Here is an 18,063-nt window from a genome sequence, read left to right as displayed (position 1 = left end):
CTTGTTGCGCTGCCTTCTTGCAGAGTCGTGTTTGATCATACCAAAGCTACCGCGCGCTTATGAGCATTCTCTGCAGACAAGAGCGGGTGTCACGGCCGGCAAGCCAGGCGCTGACGTTCATAGTTAACTGCCTTGTCCCGTTCCGGAAGGTTGTAAGGTGCCGCACACTGGCGCTCACCCCACTTGATGGTCAGGCTGCCCTGGTCCTGTTCCAGGAGTAACAATGCCTTGCCGCTGGGGTCGGAAATTGCCAGTTGCTGGCCCGCGGCGTCCTCGACCGAGGCCCCGAACGGTATAAGTTGACCGCGCTCGTCGAACAGCTCGAACTGCACCCGACGCCCGCTCTTGCCGGTATAGCGGGCAAGCACAACGGCGCCGCGGCGAGGCACCAGTTGCTGGGTGGCGTTGTCGATCTCGATGTCGCCCCCAAGGTCACTGGTGTCCAGACTGATCCAGTTGACCCGATAGGGCTGGGCGTTGGGGATCACCGCATAGCCATTGCGCCCGGTCTCCACACCGCTATAGCTGCTGATCTTTGCGCCCTTCACACCCGGTACTTCGGCCAGGGCGAAGGTCTCGCTGAGCGACTGGCCGAGGTTGATGCCGCCCTGGTGGGCGACCACGGCGCCGGCAATGTTCAGGTTCTGCGAGTCGTAGCCGCGCCCCTGGCTATAGCCCAGGCTGATGTCGGCGACCGAAGTGCGGGTGTTCAGGTTGGCCGATGCCGAGCTGCCGCTGGTGCGGCTGTGGCCGCCCTGGATCGAGTAGAAGGTGTCGCTGGTTTCCGACAGGTAGCCGTTGATGCCGGCCTGGGTGGTGTCGTTGCCTTTCTGTGTGCTGGTGGTGACGAACGCCCGCGGTGCGCGGGCCCGGCTGCCGAGTGGGAACGATACCGACAGGTTGAGCTGGGTATCTTGCCCCGAAGGGCCTGAGTTCCCCAGCTCCTTGGTGCGGCTGACGTCCAGGTTGTAGGAGATCTCGCCCCAGTTGTTGCTGTATCCGGCGGTCAGGCTCTGCGAACCGCCGCGGTTCCAGTAGCGCTGGTCGGTGGCCGTCAGGTACAGGCTGCCGAACGCGCGGTTGCGGCCCAGGCTCTGGTTGATGGTCAGGTCGGTGCGGGTCTTGGAGTTGCCACTGCGCTTGATCGCGTTGGCGCTCAGGTCCTCGACATGCTGGGTGAGGGTACGGAAGCCCTCGGTGGAATAGCGGTAGGCCGCGAGGGTAAAGTTGGTGTCGGTACCGGTGAACGTCTTGGCGTATAGCGCCCGCAAGCTGTTGCCCTGGGTGGTCTGGCCCTGGGCCTTGCTCAAGGAGTGGGTGACATCGAGCGAGAAGGCGCCCAGCAGTGTGTTCAGGCCGCTGCCCACGGCCATTGCCTTATAGTCTTGCGTGGCTTGCAGGCCAACGACGCCGGTCACGTTGTTGGTCAGACCGTAAGCCAGCGTCGTACTGAGCATCTGCGGCGTGGCCAGGCCCTCCGTGTTGCTGTTGTAGCGTCCAGCGGACAGGCTGTACTTGACCTGACCGCCACGGACCATGAGCGGCAGGCTGGAGAAGGCCTGCACGGTGACCCGCCGACGGCCGTCGGCCTCGATGATGGTGACTTCCAGGTCGCCATTGGAGCCGCTGGGGTAGATGTCGCTGATCTCGAACGGGCCGGGCGGCACGTTGGCGGTGTAGAGCACGTAGTTGTTCTGGCGAATCTCGACCCTGGCGCTGGTCTGCGCCACGCCACGCACCACAGGTGCGTAGCCGCGCTCGCTGTCGGCGCGCATGCCTTCGTCCGAAGCCAGCTTCAGGCCCCGGTAGCGCACGCTGTCGAACAGGTCGGTGTCGCTGAAAATGTCACCGGCGCTGAACTGGCCTTTGAGCGCGGTCACGTCGTGCTGCATATAGCTGCGGTTGCTTTTGAAAGTGTCCGGCTGCCCGGTGCCGCTGCTGAAGTTCGACTCGTTGCGCAAGCGCCAGCTGCCCAGGTTGATGCCGTTGCGCAGGCTCAGGTTGTTGGCGATGCGGGTCTCGGCATCGCCGGCGCTGCGGCTGGTGTTGAACTGATAGTTCACGAACGCAGCAGACACCCCTGCGTCCCACAGTTGCGGGTCGACGTAGCCGCGCAGGCCGCGTTTCATGGCGACCTGCGGGATGCTGGCGGACAGGCGCAGGTGACCCGAGTCGTAGCTCAGGCTGGCCTGGTCGATCAGTGCGGCCAGGTCGTGGCAGGCCAGGGCGGTATCCAAGCGCCCCTGTGCCTTGAGCTTGTCCATGTCGATACCCAGTTGCTCGAGCAGTTCCAGGGTCAGGCAGGGTTCCACCCGCCCAGTCTGTGGGTGGCGGTTGAATTCGATGTCACGCCGGCCTACCAGCACGTCGTTGCTGTACAGGTCTACCCGGTAGTTGCCCGGCAGCACGCTGTTGGCCGACAGCAGCAGTTGCAGGTCGACCGCCGATTGCGCGCCCTGCAGAAAGGTGGTGTTGAAGCCCTGCAGGTGGGCGGCGTCCTGCGCCGTTGCAAGGCCGGGCAGTGCGGTGCAGATGACCAATGACAGGGCGTTGAGCTTCCAGGCCGGACGAAGCGTGCCGCCACTGAACGCGTGCGCGCCTGCATCGGCTCCCTCGACAGGGTGGGGGGCGATGGACAGAGACATACCAGAAACCTATTTCATATCGCGGCACGGGCGGGGCACGGGGAGGCCGCACGCGACCAGGGCACAAGGTGGGGGCTACGATTTCACAAGGTGATGGCGGGTTCGGCAGGCTTGGCGCTACCCGGCTGGGCAGTGTTCAAACGCAAGAAATATCCATGTTGGGCGCCATAGTCGTTGATGCTCTTGAACGTCAGCGTCAACGGTCCGTCTACCTGGGAAAATACCGAGGTGAATGTTTTTTGTTCGCCAGGGGCGATCATGGTCGAATCGGCGCTGAGCACGGTTTGTTTCCCGCTCTTAAGTTCGATATCGGCCATCGACACGTGATACAGGCTGGGGTTGTTCACGGTCAGTTGTGGCTTCCCGGCGCGCCGGGTCAATTGCCAGACCAGTTGTTCGGGCGCCAGCAGGGCGTTGCCGGGCAAGTTGGCCGGGCGGAAGAAAATCTTGATACGTTGGCGCACCGCCAACTGCAAGGTATTGGCCTTGGTACTGGCTTGCGGAATTTCCTGGACATTGAGCCAGACCACCGACTCGCGATCGGTCGGCAGGCCTTGGCCTTCATAGAGAATGCGCAGCAGTTGTTCCTGCTTGGGCAATACCCTGGCCAACGGTGGAGTAATGGCGAACGGCGCCTGCGCGCTGTCGCCGGCATCCACCCAGGACTGCACCAGGACTTCCTGGTTGCCATTGCGCACGATGACATTGGCTTCTTTGTGCGCACCGTCGAACACGACGCGCGTAGCGCTCAGGGAGATGCTGGCAGTTGCCTGGGCGGCGACGAGCATGCCCAGCAACCCGAGAACGGGATACAGAGAACGACGCAACATGGTTGGGTACCTTGCGGGGGCGAAGAAGTGGCGAGGCTGTTCAGCCTCGCGCAGGGAGCAGCGCCGAAGTGATTACTCGTACTGCAGGATGAATGGCAGGGTGGCGTCACCACGACCGGCGGTGGCAGTGCCGGCGGCGCCAGTGGTCACGTACGCCGCAGAGAAGCTCAGGGTAGCGTCGCCGCCCTCGGCGCCAGTGCCGTGTACATCGCTCTGGATCTTGGCGGTGGCGGCCGAGCTCAGGTCGATCAGGTTGCCATTAGGGTCGAGCAGGGCAATGCCAACGTTGGCAGCAGTGCCGGTGCCTTTGGTCAGGGCCAGGACCTTCTTGCCGGTCACCAGGCCCGAGCCGCCGCTGTTGGCATCGAAGATCATCGCCACCTTGGTGCCGAGGTTGCAGTTGACGTTGAGGTTGAAGTCCTTGCCGGTCACGCGGCCAGCCGTCGGGTTTTCGGCGGTGCCCATGTCCTTGATCGAGACGCTGCCCATGTCTACGGCGATCACGCGGTCGGCGTTGGCGCCATCGACCGAGCAGGCGTCATTGTTGATCACGCCAGTGAAGGAAATCTTGCCGCTGCCGCCGTTGACTGGCCCGGTGGCCTCGACGGCCAGTGCGCCTGCCGAAGCGGTCAGGAGCGAGAGGGTCAGGGCGGCCAGGGAGAATTTATTCATATTGATGTCCACATGAGAGTGAGTAAGTGCTGCAACTTAATGCCCGCTCACAATAAGTCAGGTGGTTTCTCTGGCCCATCAGACGAATCTTAATGGTGGAACAATGACGCTCGCTAGTTAATTAAAGATATGACTCGCCAGGCAATAGGCCAACAATTCCTGATCGCTGTTCACTTCAAGTTTGCGCATCGCGGAAACTTTCTGTGCACTAATGGTCTTGGTACTTCGATGTTGGCTGCGGGCGATCTCACTGACACTTTGTCCGGCAACAAACAGGCGCAGTATTTCGAATTCCTTGGGTGACAGGTTTTCCACCCGTTGATCGATGGCGGTGTTACAGGCGATCACCGATTGCCTTGCCGGTGCCGGCGCCCGGTAGGTGCTGTTGCGGGCGACGGCATTGAGGGCCTTTTCGATTTCGCCATGCAACTGGCTCTTCTGGATCACGCCGTCCACGCCCAGTTCCTGCAGCCGTGTCAGGATCAGCGGGTTGGAAATCATCGTCAGCACGAGGATGCGGACGGCGGGATAGTGACGTTTGAGGTAGTCGATCAGTTTCAGGCCGTCACCGTAGGGTGAGTCTGCCGGCATGTTGTAGTCGGAGATGACCATGTCCACGGGTTGGCGTTCGAGCAGTTCGATCAGCCCTTGCGAACAGACGGCTTCGCCGACCACGCTAAAGCGTGGGTCGCGTTCGACCAGTTCCCGGACGCCGAGCAGCACGATGGGGTGATCGTCGGCGATGATGACCTTGAGTTTTTCCATAAAAGACGACCCGTTAGCCGGTGCGGATGGGAGGGTTGTTTCCATGCGCTATCAGCGCTGAAGTTGATTCTATGCGAGGGCATCGAGTATTGCTGACAGCCTGTCCAGCACCCCCCCCAGCTTATCGGCCAGGGCCGCGTCGAGCGGCGACTCGGCCAGCGCGGACTCCAGTGCACAGCACTGCTCGGCCAGGGACCTGGCCTGTACCGCGCCCAGGGCGCCGGCGATGCTGTGCAGGCGCTCGCCAAGGCGCCGCTGGTCGCCTTGCTCAAGGGCCAGGCGCAACTGCTGCATATCCTCGCGCAGGGTGGTGATGAACAGCGCGCGCATGGCGTCGGAAACTTGCACGGTATCGGTGGCTGCAGGGGAGGGGGAGGCGTTGAGGCTGTCCGCTTGCGCACGGCTGGGCGCTTCGGCCAGTGCTGGCCGACACAGACGGACCAAATGGCTGCGCAACGCCTGCAGGCTCAACGGTTTTACCATCCAGGCATTCATGCCCACCTCGAGGCAGCGCTGGCCTTCTTCTCGCAGTGCATTGGCGGTGACGCCGATGATCGGCAACCGGGCGTCGTGCTGGCGCAGGGTCCTGGCCAGTTCGTAGCCATTCATCAACGGCATGTTTACGTCGGTCAGGACCAAGTCGAACAGGCCTGGCTGCCAGCGTTGCATGGCCTGTTCGCCGTTGGCCGCGACCACCGTGGTACAGCCCAGCGCCTCGAGTTGCTCCTGCAGGATCGCCTGGTTGATCGGATTGTCCTCGGCCACCAGGATATGCAGGCGCAGAGCGGCGCGTTGCTGTTGCGCGGTGTTCTGGTCAGCGGGCGACCCGCCCTGGCGCACGACCGCGATGAGCTGGGCGATGGCCCGCACGTCATGCAGATCCACCCGCCAGCAGCCGTCGATGAACGCGCCGGGGGCAGGGCCGTCGCTGCTGGCGCAGATCCGCTGGCCATGCCAGGTGGCAGCGTCCGGGCAGTCGAGCAGGTCTACCAGCAGGGCCTGGTGGTTGTCCTTCTCCAGGGGGGGAATCGTCAGGGTCGCGGCGATACCCAGACGCTGCAGCCAGTCAACGCCATGCTGGGCAAGCTCCGGTATCGGCGCACGCACATACACCGGGGTCGGGTCGGGCACTACGCTTGGGCAGTCGCTCAGCTCCCCCTGGGCCAGTGGCAGGCTGATGTTGAGGGAAAAGCTGCTGCCCAGGCCCGGCTCACTGACCACCTTGATCTGGCCACCCATCATGTCGGCCAGCCAGCCGCAGATCGGCAGGCCGAGGCCCGCACCGCCCTCGCTGGAGGCGTCGGCGACCTGGTAGAACAGCTCGAAGAGCCTGGCCTGCTGCGCCTGGGAAATGCCAATACCGCTATCGGCAACCTGCCATTGCAGGCGCACGTGGGTGTCGTCGAGCGCCAGCACGCGGGTGCGCAGTACCACCCGGCCGGTGTCCGTGAACTTGATGGCGTTGCTCAGCAGGTTGTTGAGGATCTGGCGGATGCGTATCGGATCGCCCACCACCTGCGCCGGCAGGCGGGCGTCATGGCAGGCATAGAGCAACAGGCCCTTGCGCTCGGCGAAGGCGCGATAGGTGCGCACGGTGTCTTCGAGCATGTCCAGCGGGCAGAACGGCACGGGTTCGAGCGCCATCTGCCCGGATTCGATCTTGGTCACGTCGAGCACGTCACTGATCAGCTGGAACAGGGTTGCCGAGGAGCGCTGGATAGTGTGCAGGTAGCCTTGCTGGCGTGCATCCAGGTGCGTCAGGCCGAGCAGCTCGAGGGTGCCCAGCACGCCGTACAGTGGGGTGCGGATCTCGTGGCTCATGGTGGCCAGGAACAGGGTCTTGGCGGTGTTGGCGGCGTCGGCGGCGCGCCGGGCTTCGTCGAGCGCCTGGGCGTCCTCGACATGGCGGGTGACGTCGTTGAATGCGTAAAGGCGCACGTCTTCGCCGTGGTAGCGGGTGGATACGAAACCGACCTGCAGGTGGCGGCCTTCGACCTGCAGATAGTGCTCGCCACTGCGGGTGCTGCCCACTGCCGAGGCGAGGGTGCTGACCAGCTCGCGGGTGCCCTGCCATTGCTGCGCCCGCTGGTTCTCCAGCAGCACCTCGTTGTCGGCGCTGCGGACCACGCACAGGCCGGTCGGGGCGGTGTCGATGACCACCCGGCTGAAGGCCTCGCTCTCGGTGATGATCTCGTGAGCCGCGCGCGCAGGCAGGATGACCTGGCGCTGATACCAACGGATGACCACCCGGCCCAGCCCGATGAGGACCAGGAACGTGGCGGCGATGCCGGCCAGCGACCAGAACGCGTAACGGAAGAAGTGCCGGTAGGTCACGGTGTAGATCGCACTCCAGCCACCGTTGGCCTGTTCGTGGAGTCGGAACACCAGGCCTTCGGGCTTGATGTTGAGACCTTCATGCACCCCCTTCAGGGGCGCGGGCGCGCCGATCAGCACCTCGCCGGATGGGGTGATGAGGTTAAAGTGGTCATACACGGTCCAGTCCATGATGCGTTCGAAATCATCGATCTGGGCCAGGTCCACCAGCGATGCAACTTGCGTGGCTTGGCCCTCTGCCTTGCCCGAGCGCAGGGGGACGTTGGCGTAGGCCAGCACGCGTGGCGGGGAGGCCTGGTCCGGCTGCTCGACATAGCTGCGCCAGACGATCCTGCTGCCTGGGCCCCAGTCCTTGTCCTGAGGCTGGCGCACAATGACCTGCCTGATCACATCGATGAACGGTTCATTCTCCAGCTTGCCCCGCCCGCGTCCTGCGGCGGGAACCGTGATGTCGTAACGGGCATCCGGCGAGAACAGGAACACCTGTGGCGAACGGTACGGAGAGGCCGACCAGAACATGCTGTAGAAGCTGGCCAGGTTCGCCCCCAGGGTGAAGATGTCCGATACTTCGCGGTCAGCCAGGTTGCGTGGGTCGAATTTGAGGCTGAACGGCATGGAAAATGGAAAGATCTGGCCCTTGTAGATGTCCGGCCCTTCCTCGGGCATGGGTGCCAGCGCCGGCTCGAGCGCACGTGGATAGTCGAGCAACTCCCCCTTGGCGCTGCGTTGCACGAGGGCCTCAAGGAAGGTTTCCTGCTCCTGTACATTCTCCATCAGCCGGGCGAAGTGGATGCTGACCGTGTCGCTGTGTTCGTCGATCAGGCGCTCGAGCGACCAGAGACTGAAGCCGGCCAGCAGCAGCGCCAGGCCCAGCAGGACGGTCATGCCTTTGTTCAGGCGCAGAGAGCTGCGGGCCAGGTTTTCCAGCAGGGCGTTGTACTGTTTCATGCAAGGGTCCGCAAGGGCGTGGGGGCATCGATACCCAACGAATATTACCTTTGATGCCCGGCCGGCGCTGAGAGTTACAGCCGGTCAGTAGGCTGACGGGGGACCGTCGTTGTGCAGCAGGCGCTGGAACTGTTCCGCCGACACGGCATGGGAGATCAAAAAGCCCTGCACCTGGTTGCAGTCGACCTTGCGCAGCATTTCGAGCTCCTGAGGCGTCTCGACCCCTTCGGCGACCACGGTGAGCCCGAGCTTGCGACCCAGGGCAACGATGCTGGCCAAGGCCGAGGCCAGGCTCTCGCTTTCATCGCAACGCTGCACCAGCGCCCGGTCTATCTTCAGTTCGGTGAAGGGCGTCGAGACCAGGCTCATGTACGAGCTGTAGCCTTTGCCGAAGTCGTCCTGGGACAGGCCGAAACCTTTCATGCGCAAGCGGCAGGCGCCTGCATAGAAGTTGCTCAGCTCTTCGGGAATGGAGCATTCCATCAGCTCGAAGCACAGCTTGCCGGGCACGCCTTGGTGGTGCAGGACGAATTCCAGCAGCCGGTCGGCCAGGTCATGGCTGTTCAGCAGGTGGGTCGGCAGGTTGATCGAAACCGGGATGTCATAGCCCCGTTCGCGCCAGCGCGCCTGGGCATCCATGGCTTGCTTGAGCATCACCCACAGCAGCCTTTCCTCCAGGCCAAAGGCATTGATCGTTGGCAGGAAGGTGCCTGGCAGCAACACCCCTTGCTCCGGGTGCATCCAGCGCACCAAGGCCTCTGCCGCGACGATGCGACCATTGTGCAAGGACTTCTTGGGTTGGAACCAGGCCTGAAAAGCTCGGTTGTTCAAGGCATCGACCAAGGTCTGGCGATCGAACTCGGGCGTGGCCGGTACCGCCTGGGCCGGTGCCTGATGGTGCAACCGCAATTGGTCGATCAGGCTACGCAGCGCGGCGGGTTCGACCGGCTTGGAGATCAGCCCGAGCACGTCCACGCCGAGGTTCTTGGCCACCAGGCTCGCCGCCATGAGCATGCGCCGCGAGGCCACGCTCATGATCGCCAGGCCTGGCTTGTGGCGCAGGCCGGCAAGGTGCTGGATGAACTGCACACCGTCCATGCCGGGCATCAGCAGGTCGGTCAGCACCAGGTCGAAGTCACGCTGGCGCAGGCGCTCCAGCGCTTCCTGGCCATCCCGGGCCGCTTCCAGGTTGAAGCTGCCAAGCTCGCTGAACAAGTGTTGTAGGTACATATGCTGGAAGGGATGGTCTTCGACGATCAGGATGTTAAAGGTCTTCAAGGGCTACCTCGATACGGGGCCAGGCAGTTGAACAGGACTTGCAGGTTGAAGGGCTTGATCAGGCAGCGATCCATGCCGGCGGCCAGACACAGTTCCTCCTCGCCGCGTAGGGCATTGGCAGTGGCGCCGACGATGGGGCGGGAGCAGCCCAGCTGGCGCAGGGCCCGGGTCAGTTCGTAGCCGTTCATGCCGGGCATGTTGACGTCGGTCAGCAGCAGGTCGAAATGTTCGCGCTGCCAGGTTTGCAGGGCCTGCTCGCCATCGCTGACCAAGGTTACGCTGCAGCCGAGCTCCTCGAGCTGGTCGCGCAGGATCAACTGGTTGATGACATTGTCCTCGGCAACCAGCACGTGCAGCCCGAGCGGCTCGACCAAGGGGGCCGGCGCGGCGGGGTCCCTGGGACGGCGCAGGCCCTGGGCCTGACCGACAGCATGGTGCAGGGCATCCAGGTCGTTGAGGTTGACCTGCCAGTGACCGGCCTCGTGCCGCGCCTCCCAGCAGTCCTGGGCGCTGGCCAGGATTCGCGGGCCGGGCCACTCGGCGACCAGCCAGCGTTCTACATTGCCGGGATGCAACTCAACCAGCAGTTCGCCGGGCAGGGCGCTGCCTGGCGCCGGCGCGCCGACCTGCGCGCGCGCACCCCAGCGGCAGAGCCAACCACAGATGGCTTCAGCCAGTTCGTGTACTGGCGATACCACGTGAATGCGTTCGCCCAGCAGGTTGAACGGGGCGCTGGTGCGGCCTGACGCCACTTCCAGGGGTAGGGTCAGGCTGAAGCTGCTGCCCAGGCCCAGCTCGCTGACCAGGCGCAACTGGCCGTTCATCAATTGCGTCAGGCGCTGGCAGATCGGCAGGCCGAGCCCGGTGCCGGGGATGACTTGGCTATAACCTTCGGTCTGGTAGAAAGGCTCGAAGATGAACGGCTGGTCTTGTTCGGCGATGCCCTTGCCCGTGTCCGAGACCTGCCACAACAGGCAGGAGCGTTCGCCGTCGCGGTTGAGCAGCCTGGCCCGCAGCACCACGCGGCCGCAATCGGTGAACTTGACCGCATTGCTCAGCAGGTTGTTGAGGATCTGGCGGATCCGGTTGACGTCGCCGATCAGGTGTTCCGGCAGGCGTGGGTCCAGGCAGCTGTAGAGCTGCAGCCCCTTGCTCCTGGCTGCCGCGCTGTAGCCCTGGACCACCTCGCGGACCAGGTCCGGGGCACTGAACTCGCTGAGTTCGAGGGCCAGCTGACCGGCCTCGATCTTGGACACGTCCAGCACGTCGCAGATCAACTGCAGCAAGGTTGACGAGGACCCTTCGATTGCCCGCAGGTAATCGCGCTGCTGGGCGTCGAGCACGGTGCGCGACAGCAGCTCCAGGGTCCCCAACACGCCGTACAGCGGTGTGCGGATTTCGTGGCTCATGGTCGCCAGGAACTGGGTTTTTGCTTCGTTGGCGGTGTCGGCCGCGCGCCGGGCGTCGTCCAGCGCGGCCTCGATCTGCTTGCGTGCGCTGATGTCGCTGAACGCGCAAAGCAGCACCGGCTCGCCCTTGTAGCGGGTTGGCGAGCAGCTCAGGTACAGGTGGCGCCCTTCGGCACTCTCGAAATAGTCGCTGCACTGGCCTTCGGGTCGCTCGAAAGCCTGCTCGATCCATTGCGCGCTGCGCGCGCCGCGTGCCGGGTCCTGGCCCAGCCACTGCTGGGCCAGGTGGTTCTCCAGCACCACCTGGCCATCGCTACGGCGCAACACGCACAGGGCGACGGGGGCGGTTTCGATGACGTCACGGCTGAATATCTCGCTTTCCACCAGTGCACGGATGCGTTCGACCGTAGGGGTGAACAAGCGCTGGTCGAACCGCTGGATCAACACCCGTATCAAGGTGATGCTGAGCACGCAGAACAGCAGGGCACCGAGCAGTTGCTGCCACAGACCGGCAAGGATCGCGGACAGGTCGATCGCGTAAACCAGTTGCCAGTCCGAGGACATCAACGGCTTGCTGATGACCAGGTACTCCGGCAGTAGCCCCTGGCCGGCGAAGCCGAAGAAGTTGTTACCCACGGGATGGCGCAGCGAACGGTCCAGCGTCGGGCCTGGGGTGTTGGTGAACACCAGCATGCCGTCGGCATTGAACATCATGAATTTACCCGCGCTGGCATCCTCGAGCGACGGCGACACTGCCTGGCTGTCGATTTCCAGGCCTAGCCAGCCAGAGTCCGGGTCGCGTGCGTCCAGGCGCAGGAAGATGAACAGGCGCGAACCTTGGGCGCCCTGGTCGGCCAGCCACAGTTCCCGAGGGGCCGTGGCCCGCAGTTCCGCAGCGCGCAACTGCTCCAGCAGGGCGGGCGAAGGCAGCGAGGCCTGGGCGTCAGCGTTGTACAACCAGCGCATGGGGGCCTGAGCCGCTGTGTCGACATACAGCAGGTTGACCCGCCGGGCCTCTAGGTAGGCACACATGCGCTGGGTCAGCCACAGGCTCCAGCGTTTGCCCGGCTGGCTGCCCAGTTGCAGGTGCACTTCCTCGCCCGGTGCCAGGGGCAGCCAGTCGACACCCGGCGCCGTTTGACGCACGGCTGCCAGGCTCAGGCTCTCCAGCAGCGCCTCGCGGTTGGTGAAGAAGGTATGGGCCTCGGCGATCGCGCTGCTCATGGCACCATGGCGCCGAGCGATATCGGTGTTGAAGGTAAAGGACAGGAAATTGTAGGCCGCGCCGAGAATGCCGGCCGATAGCACGATCGCCAGCAACCGAAGCAGGCGGCGTGCTGCCTCGGGGTTGGAGAGCAGGGGGTTGATCTGTTGCAGGTAGGCTTTGAGTCGCATCCCGCAAATCTAGGCAGGCCGCTGGCAACTGGACATCAGACGATCCTTAAAGGCCGCCTGGCCGAAGGTTTTACTGGTAGTACAGGTCGACCAGCGCCGTGGCTTCGAACGGACCGGAAATGGGCGCCGAGCGCCAGATCAGGTCGGCGCGGAACGGGTTGTGGATCACGCCCGGCGCAGCCAGGTCGGCCAGCTTGAACCAGGTGGCGAAAGGCACCGGCTGGTTGCTGTCCTGCTGGGTCAGGGCAATGCCGACGGAGGTGTTGTTGGCGGGCACCAGCAGCTTGTCGATGACGCTGGCGCTGCCAGCGACCGGGGTGAAGCGGGCGCTGACGGTGTAGGGCGTGTCGCAGGATCTGGTCAGGTCGAGGCTGAAACTGGCCGAGCTGGCGACCTGGCCGACCTGTGCCGAGCTGGCCAGGGCCCGGCGGAAATTGACCACCGAAGGCAAGATGGTCAACTCGGGAGAGCAAGGCACGAAGCGGATGTTGTTCATGCCGGTGACGACATAGTTGAGGTTGCTGTCGGGTTTGGGGTTGAGCATGTACCCGCCGTCCAGCTGGAATACCCGGTATTCGCTGAGCGTGCTGGCTTGTCCGTTGCTTGGCGTTGCGCCGTACTTTTCGATGAACACCGTAAAATTCAGGGTGAAGCGGGCCTTGTACCAGCCTGTACAGTTCGCCCAGTCGCAACCATGAAACGAGTTGTAGCCAGTGGTGACGGCGCCCGAAGTCTGAGTGATTTTCTGCGAGCCGTAGCGAATCCCGACCCGTATGCCCTTGCCTATACTGGCTTTGGCCGGGTTGACATAGAAATAGACATCTTCCTTGATGCCGGTTTCATAGTCGTCGGCGCAGATGACCGGAAGCGAGTGTGGTGCCGACTCCCAGATGATCGTGCCGTCAGGCGCGTCGGCCGGTACCGCCAGTGCAGTGCCCAGTGCCTCCTTGAATACCGTCGCCATGGACGGGTCCAGCTTGCAGGACAGCGCGTAGCTGGTGGCGGGGCAGCTGGCGGCGACGAAAAGCAGGCCAAGCAAGTGTTTCCGGATCAGGTTCATGAGTGGGTATCCTGTGGCGGTGTGTTCACGGCAGCGCGATGTGGTGGCGCTTCTGCAGGCCGATATCGGTGAGTTCGCTGAACGCCACGCGACTTTGCGCGGGCAGGGGCGAGGGCGCCTCGAGGGTCAGCGATGCCCCCGGGCGCAGGAGGACGTAGTCCGCAAGCTGGCGCGACTGCCCGGGGCTGTCGAGCTGGAGGTTGACCAGCGAAACATGAAAGGCACTCGGGTTGCTGACTTCGATCAGGCCAGGCTGACGTGCGCGCCATGCCAGGCCCTCGACCGCCTCGCTGGCCGAGCCTGGCAGGCCGGCAGGGCGGTAGAACAGCTTCAGGCGCTGGCGAACGGCGAATTGCAGGGTATTGGCCTGTTCGGGTTTGCGCGGGATCTCGAGGATGTTCAGCCAGAACAGTGACTCCCTGTCCTCGGGCAGGCCCTTGCCGGCGTACAGCACTCGCAGCATGTGCCGGCCGTTGGGCGGTATCAATGCCAACGGTTGGACGATGGCGAAGGGCGCATCGGCGCTTTCGTCGGTACTGCTGACCCAGCTTTGCATGACGGTGTCGAGGTCGCTGCGATTGACCACGCTGATGCTTGCTTCCTTGTTCGAGCCTGGGTAAATGAGGCGTGTGCCCTCGACTTTGAGCTGGCCCCAGGCACCGGACGCCAGGCCCATCAGGACCAGCGCCGCCATGGCTGGGCGCGAGAGGGTATGAAGCAAGCGCGACATGGTCAGGGCAGGGCTCCGGTGAGGGTGACTGGGAAGGGCCTGGGCATCCTAGACAGCTGGGCCGCCCCCGGCTTTGAGACGTTTCTTAAATTGCCGCGTGGTTTAAATGCCTGCTTTGTGAACTGCCTCACGCGCGCAGACGGCCCGGTCCCTGCTCATCCGATAGGCTCAAACGTGGGTATCGGGGAGTGGAAACCATGAGCGGCAAGCGATTCGCATTGAGTGTTGCAATGAGTCTGGCCCTGGTCGGTCAGGCCCAGGCAGGCGCCGTCGTCGCCTCGGGCATGCTGCAGTTCACTGGCAGCATCGTCGAGCCGTCCTGCACGACTACCGTGGGCAGTGCCGGTTGGCGCATGGATGACTGTCCGGCGCTGGCGCGTGACAGCCTCATCGGCATTGAGGGCGTGGACGGCCAGGCACTGCCGGTGCAGGCGGTACGCGTCGATCAGGGGGCCACGGTCGACCAGGCCTACAGGCTGGTCGACGGGCGCGGCGAGCCGCTGACCCAAGGCCATTACGTGGTGATCCTGACCTCACCTTGAGGGCGGGCAGCCGCTCGCTCGCGCTTTGGAGAACATCTTCAGCTTCAGCGCTCAACACAACATGAATTGCCGTACAGGCAATCCGCCAGTTCGTTTGGATGGCGGCTCGGGAAGCGAGCCGCTGGTTCTCAAACCTGGGACGCTGGAAAATCGACGCCGCGAGCGGTGGCTTCCCAGAGGCTGAACTCCGTACGCATGGCGGACAGCTTGGCCATCGCCACATCGAATGCTCTGTTGCCCAGCAGCAGGCGGTGTGGTGGCTGAGGCGAAGTAACCGCAGTATGAATCGCCGCAGCTGCACGGGCCGGGTCCCCCTCCTGCTTGCCGACCGAAGCGTGGTAGGCACGGCGCGCCTTACCTGCGGTAACCTCGTAATCCGCTATCGGTTCCGGCACTTCACCCGATGAGCCTGCCCATTCGGTGCGAAATGCGCTGGGCTCGACCGTCATGACACCGATCCCCAGGGGCTCAAGCTCAGCACGCAAGGTTTCCGATAACCCCTCGACAGCGAACTTGCTCGCGCAGTAGTAGCCTACTGCGGGGAAGCCCGCGAGCCCACCTATGGAGGTCAGGTTCACGATCATGCCCTGACGCCGCTGGCGCATGCCGGGCAGCACTGCCTGGATCATATGGGAGGTGCCGAAGAAGTTAACGTCGAACAGGCGGCGCGCCGCCTGCGGGTCTGTTTCCTCGACAGCGGCGAAGTAACCGATACCGGCGTTGTTGACCAGTACATCCACCCTGCCGAATACGCGTTCAGCTTCAGCCACCACGGCCTTGGCCTGTTCGGCATCGGTTACATCCAGTGGCAGTACCAGCGATTGGCCGAGGCTGGCGAGATCCTGCACCTGTTCGGTCTTGCGTGCGGTGACAACCACGCGCTCGCCTTGCTTGAGCAAATGGGCTGCAATGTGGCGGCCAAAACCGGTGGAACAGCCGGTTACCAGCCAGGTGTTCTGTGTACTCATGGGAGGGTCCTCCTGCAAGTGGTCGGGTTCAGTGCTTGATCGTCTAGGCGCGCCGCTCGAACGTATGGACCTTGGGGACCTCGCTGCAGAACGTGTCGAGTTCGGTCATGAAGGCCTGCACATAAGGTGTCTGCAGATGTCCGTCAAAGGCCTCGGACGAGTGCCAGTCCTCGTAAACGAGCCAACCCTCGACCGAGTCGCCCGATTGGTAGATGTCGTAACGGACGCAGCCAGGCTCCTGCCGTGTGGGGCCGACCAGCGCCAACAGGCGCTGGCCGAGGGCACCGCTTTGCCCGGGGCGTGCGGTGAAGAACGCGAGCTTTGTGAGCATGCTATGGGCTCCTTTATGGGTGATAGACCGATCAACCGGCGGTCACGGTCATGCCGCCGTCGGCCATGACAACCGAACCGACCATGAAGCTGGCCCGTTCGGACGCGAGAAACGCGACGAGCTCGGCAATTTCTTCCGGCTGTGCGGCACGGCCGATGGGGGCCGCTTCGCCGTGCTTGGCAAGAAAGCCAGGACCGTCTTCGACCACGTCATTGAGGATGTTGGTGACCACGTCGCCGACGCCGATGGCATTGACGCGGATACCGTACTCGATGGCTTCGAGTGCCAGCGTACGGGTCAGCTGTGCCAGCGCACCCTTGGAGGCGGTGTAGGCCGCGATGGTTGGAAAGGCGAAGTAGGCGGCATAGGAGGCGATATTGACGATTGCGCCGGACTTGTTAGGCATCATTGCCTTGACTGCCTCGCGGCAATGCAGAAAGGCCGCGGTGGTATTAACCGCCTGGATGCGCTCCCAGTCTTCGCGGGTCATGTCGATGACCAGTTTGTTGATGATGATCCCGGCGTTATTCACCAGGATGTCCAGCCGGCCGAACCGCTCGACGGCAAGGCCGACGGCACGTTCTGCAGCGCCATCTTCGCTGATGTCCGCCACCAGTGGGACCAGCCCTGGACGTGCGAGGTCTTCTACGGCAGGGTCGATATCTTCGGCAACGACCTTGGCGCCACGTGCATGCAGCAAAAGCGCAATTGCCTTGCCGATGCCACTGGCGGCGCCGGTGACCAGCGCGACTTTGCCTTCGACTTCATGGGGAATGTTGGGCGTGATAGTAGTCATGATGCTCTCCTGCGTTGTGAGCCGAGGAGACATTCGCCGGCTCTAGCCTGTAAGGGACGGCTTTACTGTCGCGCAACGCGCAGAGAGAGGCTTTCGTAAGCTTGCCGAGGCTGTCGGGATTTTGCGCCGATATGCAGTCCCTCGGTCCGTAAGCGCGAATCATGCTTTGAATCGCCAGCCAACCCCGCCATCGAGGAGCGGAGTAAACACAGGGGCACCTGGCTCATCGGGGCTTTGACCCGCTGGCTTACCTGCAAACCTCAGATAATATGAGTCGGAACGTTCGAGAGAAGAGCAATGATTTCAGACCCGGGTACCCCAACGCTCGATCAACTGCGGGTATTTCTTGCAGTAGTCGATGTCGGCAGTTTTGCTGGAGCAGCGCGCAAGTTGCATCGCGCCACTTCAGTGGTGAGCTACTCCATTGCCAACCTGGAACTGCAGCTGGGCGTCAGCCTTTTTGATCGCAAAACCACCCGTAAGCCGCAATTGACCGACGCCGGCCGGACAGTGCTGGCCGAGGCGCGCACCATCTACAGCAGCATTGACGGGCTGCGCGCCAAGGTTCGCGGTTTGCTGCATGGCCTTGAAGCCGAAGTGCATCTCGTGCTTGACGTAATGTTGCCTCGCGAGCGTATGGTCGATGCGCTGAAAGCCTTCCGAGTAACGTTTCCAACCGTATCCCTACACCTGCATATAGAGGCGCTTGGCGCAGTGACCCAACGGGTGCTCGACCGTGGCGCCACGTTGGGTGTGAGTGGCCCTCTGTCCACAAGCATTGATGGCATTGAACGTATCGGCGTAGGTAAGGTGGCGCTGGTTCCGGTGGCCGCGCCTGACCATCCGTTGGCGCAACCGGGCCCACACCCGCCGGGCTCAGGTCGCGCACATGTCCAACTGGTCCTGACAGATCGCTCACGGCTCACTGAAGATCAGGAATTCGCGGTGGTCGGCACACGCACGTGGCGCCTGGCGGATTTGGGCGCCAAGCACATGCTGCTTCGCGAAGGCATCGGCTGGGGCAACATGCCGATAGACATGGTTCGCGATGACCTGGCCACCGGACGCCTCGTGCAAGTCGAACTGCCCGACTGCTTTGGCGGCGATTACGCGTTCGATGTTATTTACCGCACCGACACGCCTCCCGGCCCGGCCTCGAAATGGCTGATCGAACGGTTTAAGGCTCAGGCCCGATCCTCCTGACCATTCGAAAAAGTCGAACCTGACGCCCGGCGCATCTATGAACAGGAGTATGTGCTCTTCGTGCGTGTCAAGGACGGCAAGCTTGCCTTTATCCGTGAGTACTTCGACCCGGTCCGGGCTGCCGTTGCACTGAATGCGCCGTTTCCTGCGTTGGCCA

The 18,063-nt window shown here is 63.3% G+C and carries 14 protein-coding genes; 2 read left to right on the top strand and 12 right to left on the bottom strand.

Going from position 1 to position 18,063, the window contains the following annotated elements; all coding sequences use genetic code 11:
- Window positions 1-89 precede the first annotated feature (89 nt).
- The 9 genes from AC3RCM_RS19790 to AC3RCM_RS19750 all read right to left on the bottom strand — a co-directional run bounded on the left by AC3RCM_RS19790 (window position 90) and on the right by AC3RCM_RS19750 (window position 14,066).
- Entirely contained in the window at window positions 90-2,645 is a 2,556-nt protein-coding gene (locus tag AC3RCM_RS19790; RefSeq protein WP_457252182.1) for a fimbria/pilus outer membrane usher protein, read from the bottom strand.
- Window positions 2,646-2,728: 83 nt separating this feature from the next.
- Entirely contained in the window at window positions 2,729-3,475 is a 747-nt protein-coding gene (locus AC3RCM_RS19785; protein ID WP_104887245.1) for a fimbrial biogenesis chaperone, read from the bottom strand.
- Between the two features lie 72 nt (window positions 3,476-3,547).
- Window positions 3,548-4,147, bottom strand: coding sequence for a fimbrial protein (locus AC3RCM_RS19780; protein ID WP_012053263.1), 600 nt, complete (start codon window positions 4,145-4,147; stop codon window positions 3,548-3,550).
- Between the two features lie 117 nt (window positions 4,148-4,264).
- The gene (locus AC3RCM_RS19775) at window positions 4,265-4,912 is read right to left on the bottom strand and encodes a response regulator (RefSeq protein ID WP_012053262.1); all 648 of its coding nucleotides are present in this window, start codon (window positions 4,910-4,912) and stop codon (window positions 4,265-4,267) included.
- A gap of 69 nt (window positions 4,913-4,981) precedes the next feature.
- Window positions 4,982-8,194 carry a hybrid sensor histidine kinase/response regulator gene (locus tag AC3RCM_RS19770; protein WP_198748075.1) on the bottom strand — a complete coding sequence of 1,071 codons (3,213 nt, stop codon included), beginning with the start codon at window positions 8,192-8,194 and terminating at the stop codon, window positions 4,982-4,984.
- Window positions 8,195-8,278: 84 nt separating this feature from the next.
- The gene (gene pvrR / locus AC3RCM_RS19765; RefSeq protein WP_409320331.1) at window positions 8,279-9,472 is read right to left on the bottom strand and encodes a response regulator cyclic di-GMP phosphodiesterase PvrR; all 1,194 of its coding nucleotides are present in this window, start codon (window positions 9,470-9,472) and stop codon (window positions 8,279-8,281) included.
- Window positions 9,469-12,276 (bottom strand): ATP-binding protein, encoded by a 2,808-nt coding sequence (locus tag AC3RCM_RS19760; RefSeq protein WP_409322395.1) that lies wholly within the window; start codon window positions 12,274-12,276, stop codon window positions 9,469-9,471. The genes pvrR and AC3RCM_RS19760 overlap by 4 nt, the downstream gene beginning before the upstream one ends.
- A 70-nt stretch (window positions 12,277-12,346) precedes the next feature.
- Window positions 12,347-13,336 carry a fimbrial protein gene (locus AC3RCM_RS19755; RefSeq protein ID WP_492629091.1) on the bottom strand — a complete coding sequence of 330 codons (990 nt, stop codon included), beginning with the start codon at window positions 13,334-13,336 and terminating at the stop codon, window positions 12,347-12,349.
- A gap of 25 nt (window positions 13,337-13,361) precedes the next feature.
- Window positions 13,362-14,066 (bottom strand): fimbrial biogenesis chaperone, encoded by a 705-nt coding sequence (locus AC3RCM_RS19750; RefSeq protein ID WP_392490579.1) that lies wholly within the window; start codon window positions 14,064-14,066, stop codon window positions 13,362-13,364.
- A 197-nt stretch (window positions 14,067-14,263) separates the two neighbouring features.
- Between AC3RCM_RS19750 and AC3RCM_RS19745 the strand changes: the two genes are divergently transcribed.
- Complete coding sequence (locus AC3RCM_RS19745) at window positions 14,264-14,608, top strand: hypothetical protein (RefSeq protein ID WP_104887250.1); 345 nt, start codon at window positions 14,264-14,266, stop codon at window positions 14,606-14,608.
- 128 nt (window positions 14,609-14,736) lie between these two features.
- On the opposite strand, the gene AC3RCM_RS19740 is transcribed toward AC3RCM_RS19745, so the two are convergent.
- From AC3RCM_RS19740 to AC3RCM_RS19730, 3 genes are read right to left on the bottom strand one after another with little or no spacing between them, the layout of a single operon-like run.
- A complete protein-coding gene (locus AC3RCM_RS19740; RefSeq protein ID WP_104887251.1) occupies window positions 14,737-15,576 on the bottom strand; it encodes an oxidoreductase in 840 nt (279 codons plus the stop codon).
- 43 nt (window positions 15,577-15,619) lie between these two features.
- On the bottom strand, window positions 15,620-15,907 hold the full coding sequence (locus AC3RCM_RS19735; RefSeq protein WP_012053254.1) for a putative quinol monooxygenase: 288 nt from the start codon (window positions 15,905-15,907) through the stop codon (window positions 15,620-15,622).
- 31 nt (window positions 15,908-15,938) lie between these two features.
- The gene (locus tag AC3RCM_RS19730; RefSeq protein WP_014859533.1) at window positions 15,939-16,703 is read right to left on the bottom strand and encodes an SDR family NAD(P)-dependent oxidoreductase; all 765 of its coding nucleotides are present in this window, start codon (window positions 16,701-16,703) and stop codon (window positions 15,939-15,941) included.
- Between the two features lie 297 nt (window positions 16,704-17,000).
- On the opposite strand from AC3RCM_RS19730, the gene AC3RCM_RS19725 reads away from it, so the two are divergent.
- Entirely contained in the window at window positions 17,001-17,906 is a 906-nt protein-coding gene (locus AC3RCM_RS19725) for a LysR family transcriptional regulator (RefSeq protein WP_014859534.1), read from the top strand.
- Window positions 17,907-18,063 lie beyond the last annotated feature (157 nt).

Source organism: Pseudomonas sp. GW823-FHT05G12, assembly GCF_058795575.1.
This window is presented reverse-complemented; position numbering and strand designations above follow the sequence as displayed.